At 62.8% G+C, this 4,878-nt stretch carries 5 protein-coding genes; 2 read left to right on the top strand and 3 right to left on the bottom strand.

Going from position 1 to position 4,878, the window contains the following annotated elements; all coding sequences use genetic code 11:
• From WBB95_RS22530 to WBB95_RS22520, 3 genes are all read right to left on the bottom strand, one after another.
• Positions 1 to 495 (bottom strand): substrate-binding domain-containing protein (locus tag WBB95_RS22530; protein ID WP_424489581.1); only part of this gene is annotated, 495 nt, incomplete at its 3' end.
• 42 nt (positions 496 to 537) lie between these two features.
• Positions 538 to 1,671: a phytanoyl-CoA dioxygenase family protein gene (locus WBB95_RS22525; RefSeq protein WP_424489580.1), complete on the bottom strand. Its 1,134-nt coding sequence runs from the start codon at positions 1,669 to 1,671 to the stop codon at positions 538 to 540.
• On the bottom strand, positions 1,671 to 2,516 hold the full coding sequence (locus tag WBB95_RS22520; RefSeq protein WP_424489579.1) for an SDR family oxidoreductase: 846 nt from the start codon (positions 2,514 to 2,516) through the stop codon (positions 1,671 to 1,673). The genes WBB95_RS22525 and WBB95_RS22520 overlap by 1 nt, the downstream gene beginning before the upstream one ends.
• A 123-nt stretch (positions 2,517 to 2,639) precedes the next feature.
• Here WBB95_RS22520 and WBB95_RS22515 point away from each other — a divergent pair, with 123 nt between their 5' ends.
• A complete protein-coding gene (locus WBB95_RS22515; RefSeq protein WP_424489578.1) occupies positions 2,640 to 3,665 on the top strand; it encodes a LacI family DNA-binding transcriptional regulator in 1,026 nt (341 codons plus the stop codon).
• A 34-nt stretch (positions 3,666 to 3,699) separates the two neighbouring features.
• On the top strand, positions 3,700 to 4,704 hold the full coding sequence (gene iolG / locus WBB95_RS22510) for an inositol 2-dehydrogenase (RefSeq protein ID WP_424489577.1): 1,005 nt from the start codon (positions 3,700 to 3,702) through the stop codon (positions 4,702 to 4,704).
• Positions 4,705 to 4,878 lie beyond the last annotated feature (174 nt).

Here is a 4,878-nt window from a genome sequence, read left to right as displayed (position 1 = left end):
GCGGTTGTGCGTGGCGTTGTTGGAGAGCAACCCGAGCATGATGGCGAGGTTGCCCTTGCCACCCATTTTTTCCGCCAGGTAGCGCATCTGGATTTCGCCAGCCTTGATCTCGTCCGAGCCGACATAGCCCACGCCGGGCGGCACCTCTTTGAACTCGGGACGGCGGTTGACATACACCAGTGGAATCTTCGCCTCTTGCGCGTTGAGCGTCATTTTTTGCGTCGCCGCCGTGTCCACCGCGTTGACGATGATCGCGTCCATGTTTTGCGCTGTGAAGTTCTGCACCTGGTTGAGCTGGCGCACCACATCGCCCTGGGCGTCTTCGAATTGCAGGGTCACGCCGGGCAGTTCCTTGGCGTGGGCGGCCATGTAGTCGCGCATCTGTGCGAGGAACACGTCATCGACCTGTGCGATGCTCACGCCGATGCGAATATCGGCGAGCGCCCAGGGTGTGAAGGCAAGGGTAAACAGTGCCGCAAGGAGGTGCTTTTTCATGGTGTTGCTCCGTTCTTTTTGTTGTTGTTAAAGCATTGGGATTCACGCTTGGCGTTTGCTCCGCATCTGCGTCACTGCAGCGGCAAAGTCCGAGTACGGCCAGTGTTCGCTCAGCGCTTGTTGCATCAGTTGTTGCCCGGTTTGCGGTGCCAGGCCCTGCAACGGCGGGTCGGTGTCGAGGTTGGTGGGGAAGGCGTAACCGTCAGCGGTGCAGGCGATGACCGCGTCGATGGCTTCCGCCGTCAGCGATGGATTGGCGAGCAGCACCGGGTAAACCGCGAGCATCATGCGGTCTCGGTCGAGGGCTTCCATGGGTTTGCCGAAGGCCGAGGAGATTTGCAGCAGGTTGGCCATGCGCTGGCAGTCCGCCGTGCGGTTGGTGCCGGCGGCATGGAACAGCGCCGGGTTGAAGAACAGTAAGTCGCCCTTGTTCAGCGGCAATTGCACGGCGTGGTGCTGGAAGTAGTCGATAAACTCTTTGCGCCGCCAGGCGAGGTAACCCAGGGCGTATTGCTGGGAGAACGGCAGCAATTGGGTCGGGCCGGTTTCCAGTGGCATATCCGAATGGGCCACGGCGCCTTGCAACGTGAGGTACTGGGACAGCAGGTGCAGGGGCAGGGGGAAACGCTCCACCACGTCGGTCGTCTGGAAACCCAAGTGATAGTCGCGATGCGGTTGTTGCGCCTGGCCGCCGGGATGCACCACGTTCACCTGCGCCGTGACCTGGAAGCTCGGGCCCAGCCAGGCCTCGGCAATCAGCCCCAATAACGGGTTGGCGTAGTACTCGACAAATGACGCTGGTGATTCCAGCGCAGCCTTCTGCAACGAATTCCAGATGCGCCCATTGCTGCCGGCCTTGGCGAAGTGGTCGGCGGCCACGCCTTGCGCCGCTTCATGGGCGAAGATCGCCTCGAACACTTGGCTGTGGCGGTCCACCACCGCCAGGTCTTCATACGCGCCGCGCACCACCATCACTCCCGGCCCGTCGCGGAACAGGCGGTGCAGTTCATTCATGCTTGTCAGGCGGTCGGCAGTGCGCAGCGTGTGCGCCTGGTAGATCGGCACATTGCTCAGCACTTCAGCGCACAGCGGGTAGTCCTCGGCATTCGCGTGTTGCGCGCAGACACGGCTGAAATCCGCCAGGCGCACCGCCTCCTGGGTGACGAAAGCCGACATCACACACCTCCCGGCAGGCTCAGCGCCTGGTGCGGCTGCGGGGTGCTGCTGTCGGTGCAGCCAACCACGCCTTGCTCCAGGTCGATCACTGCGCCGGTCATCATGCCCGACTCGCGGGACAGCAAAAACGCCACGCTTTGCGCGACTTCTTCAGGCTTCAGCAGGCGCCCGAACGGCTGCGCGCTTTCGGCCTTTTCCAGCCAGCCATCCTCGGCGCCGTGGTATTGGCGCTGGATCTCATCTTCGTGAGGTGTGTCCATCCAGCCAATGTTCAAGCCATTCACGCGGATGCGGTTGCGCAGCGCGCTGAACGCAACGTTCTTGGTCAGGATCGCCAGCGCGCCCTTCGACGCCGCGTAGGCACTCAGAAAGGACTGACCGCCGTGGCCGGTCACGCTCTGGATGTTCACCACGGCGCCTTCCACGCCTTGGCTGATCATCAGCGTCAACGCTTCCTGCATGAGAAAAAACGGCGCGCGCACATTCACCGCAAACAGGCGCTCGAAGAGTTCCGGCGACGTGTCGAGAATGGTCCCGCGGTCCGACATGCCGGCGCAGTTCACCAGCCCATGCAGCGTGCCGAAGTGAGTACGCGCCGCGGCAATGATCGCGCGGCAGTCCTCAACCTTCTCAAGGTCCGCCTCGACGAAAAACGCCTGGCAATCCAGCTGCGCCAACTGCCGCACCTGCTCTTCGCCCTGGGCGCGCCGACGCCCGCAGATGATCAACCCGGCGGCGCCGCGCTGCGCCAGGGTGCGGGCCACTGCGGCGCCCAGGCCCTGGGTGCTGCCGGTGACGACAAAGTATTGTCCGCTGAACGAGGTGGCGAGATCGGTGTGGGGCATGAAGTTCTCCTGATTTTTTGTTGTTGTGCATCGCCCGGCTCGACGGCGGGCAAAACTGAGACTAGCATTGCAAAACCTCAGTAACGCCCAAAAAAGACCTCAAAAACACCTCAGGCGAACCGCATGCTCGAACGCGCAAAACATTTCTCTCTCAAACAACTGGCGACCCAGGCGGGCGTGAGCAAAGCCACGGTCGACCGCGTGTTGCACCAGCGCGGCAGCGTGCATGCGCAGACGCAACGGCGCATCGAGCAAGCGCTGGATGAGTTGGAGTCCCAGGAGAAAAACGGCCTGGCGGTGGGGCGCACTTTTCATGTCGACGTGATCATGCACACGCCTCAGCGGTTCAGCGCGGCGGTGCAGGCGGCGATCATTGCGCAGTTGGCCAGCCTGGCGCCGTTTCGCATCGCGCCGCGTTTTCACCTGTTCGAAGAAATCGAACCCCAGGCCATGCATGACCAGTTGCTGCGCTGCCTGGAGACGGGCAGCCAGGGCGTGGTGCTCAAGGCCGCCGATGAGCCGGCGGTGAACCAGGCGGTCAAGCAACTGATTGCGGCGGGCATTCCGGTGGTGACCCTGGTCACGGACCTGCCGCAAAGCGAGCGCATCGGCTACGTGGGCATGGACAACCGCACCGCCGGTCAGACAGCCGCCTACCTGATGTCGCGCTGGCTACCGGCGCAACCTCAAGACGTGGCCGTGGTGATCGGCAGCGAGCTGTTCCGCGGTGAAGAAGAGCGCGAGATGGGCTTTCGCGCCTGGCTGCGTGGGCGGGCGCCGCACTTGCGGGTGCTGGATATCAGCGGCGGCTATGGCGTGTATGAGCGCACCTTTGAGCGCGTCACCCAGGCACTGAAACAGCACCCCGAGCTCAAGGCGGTGTACAGCGTCGGCGGCGGCAATCGTGCGATTGTCGATGCGTTCGCCGCTCAGGGTCGCGGTTTGGAGGTGTTTATCGGCCACGACCTCGACGAAGAAAACCGCCAGTTGCTGCTGGAAGAAAAAGTCGCCGCGATCATCGATCACAACCTGCAGATCGATGCTCGAAACGTGTTTTTGCACATCCTGCAACACCACCGGTTATGGAAGGCCGGGCCCATTGCGCCGTCACAGGTGCAGATCGTGACAGCGTTCAACTTGCCGGACTGAATCTCCCCTCAACAACAACATCAGGAGTTCGACCATGCTACGTATTGCCGTTTTAGGTGCCGGGCGCATCGCCAAGATCCACGCCGCCAACGTTGCCGCCCATCCCAATGCCACGCTGGTGCTGGTGGCCGACCCCTGGCGTGAAGGTGTTGATGCGCTGAGCACTCAGTTGGGCTGCGAGGCCGCTTACGACTGCGCTGCTGTGCTCACGCGCAAGGACATCGACGCCGTGGTGATCGGCACGCCCACCGACACCCACATCGACCTGTTGCTGGCAGCCGTGGCCGAAGGCAAGGCGGTGCTCTGCGAAAAACCGATCGACCTCGACATCGCCAAGGCCCGCAGCGCCGCGCAAGCCGTCGAGCGCCGAGGCGGCAAGGTGATGCTTGGCTTCAACCGCCGGTTCGACCCCGACATGCTGCGCTTGCGCCAGGCCCTCGACGCGGGCCAGATTGGGGCAGTGCGCCAGGTCATCATCACCAGCCGCGACCCGGGCCTGGCCCCGCGTGACTACCTGGCCCATTCCGGCGGCATCCTGCGTGACATGACCATCCACGACTTCGACACCGCGCGCCATTTGCTCGGTGAAGAACCGGTGGAAGTCAGCGCTTTCGCCAGCCGCCTGGTGGACCCGAGCCTGGAAGAGATCGACGACTACGACAGCGTGATGGTGTTGCTGCGCACCGCCTCCGGCAAGCAATGCCACATCAACTGCTGCCGCCAGGCGGTGTATGGCTACGACCAGCGCGTGGAGGTCTCCGGCGCCAACGGTGTGCTGCTGACCGACAACCACCGGCCCAGCACCTTGCGCCACTGGAGCGCCGAACACACCGAAGCGCTGGAGCCGTTGCAGCACTTTTTCCTGGAGCGCTACGCGCACGCTTATCGCAATGAACTGACGCAGTTCATCGACGCGTTGAGCAGCGGGCACGCGTTGCCCACCAGCATGCGCGATGGGCTGTATGCGTTGCATTTGGCTGATTGTGCGTTGGAGTCGGTGAAGACCGGGCGCAGCGTGGCGGTCAATTACGACCTTTAAAAAGGCCGGTCAACGCTGACTCCGAATACAGGCAGGGAATCAGCTGTGCAGGATGTTCACCATGCACGCCAGGGACGGCAGCGCTGTCGCACTACACTTGCTTAAAGAAGACCTTTGCGAAAAAGACGTCGCAGATGGATCTCGGAGGCTTTGGGACGGGGGACGGGGTAGAGC

The sequence above is a fragment of the Pseudomonas sp. genome (genome assembly GCF_049645325.1).
GTDB lineage: Bacteria > Pseudomonadota > Gammaproteobacteria > Pseudomonadales > Pseudomonadaceae > Aquipseudomonas.
The sequence above is the reverse complement of the archived record's forward strand: the minus strand, read 5'-3'. Positions and strand labels throughout refer to the sequence as shown.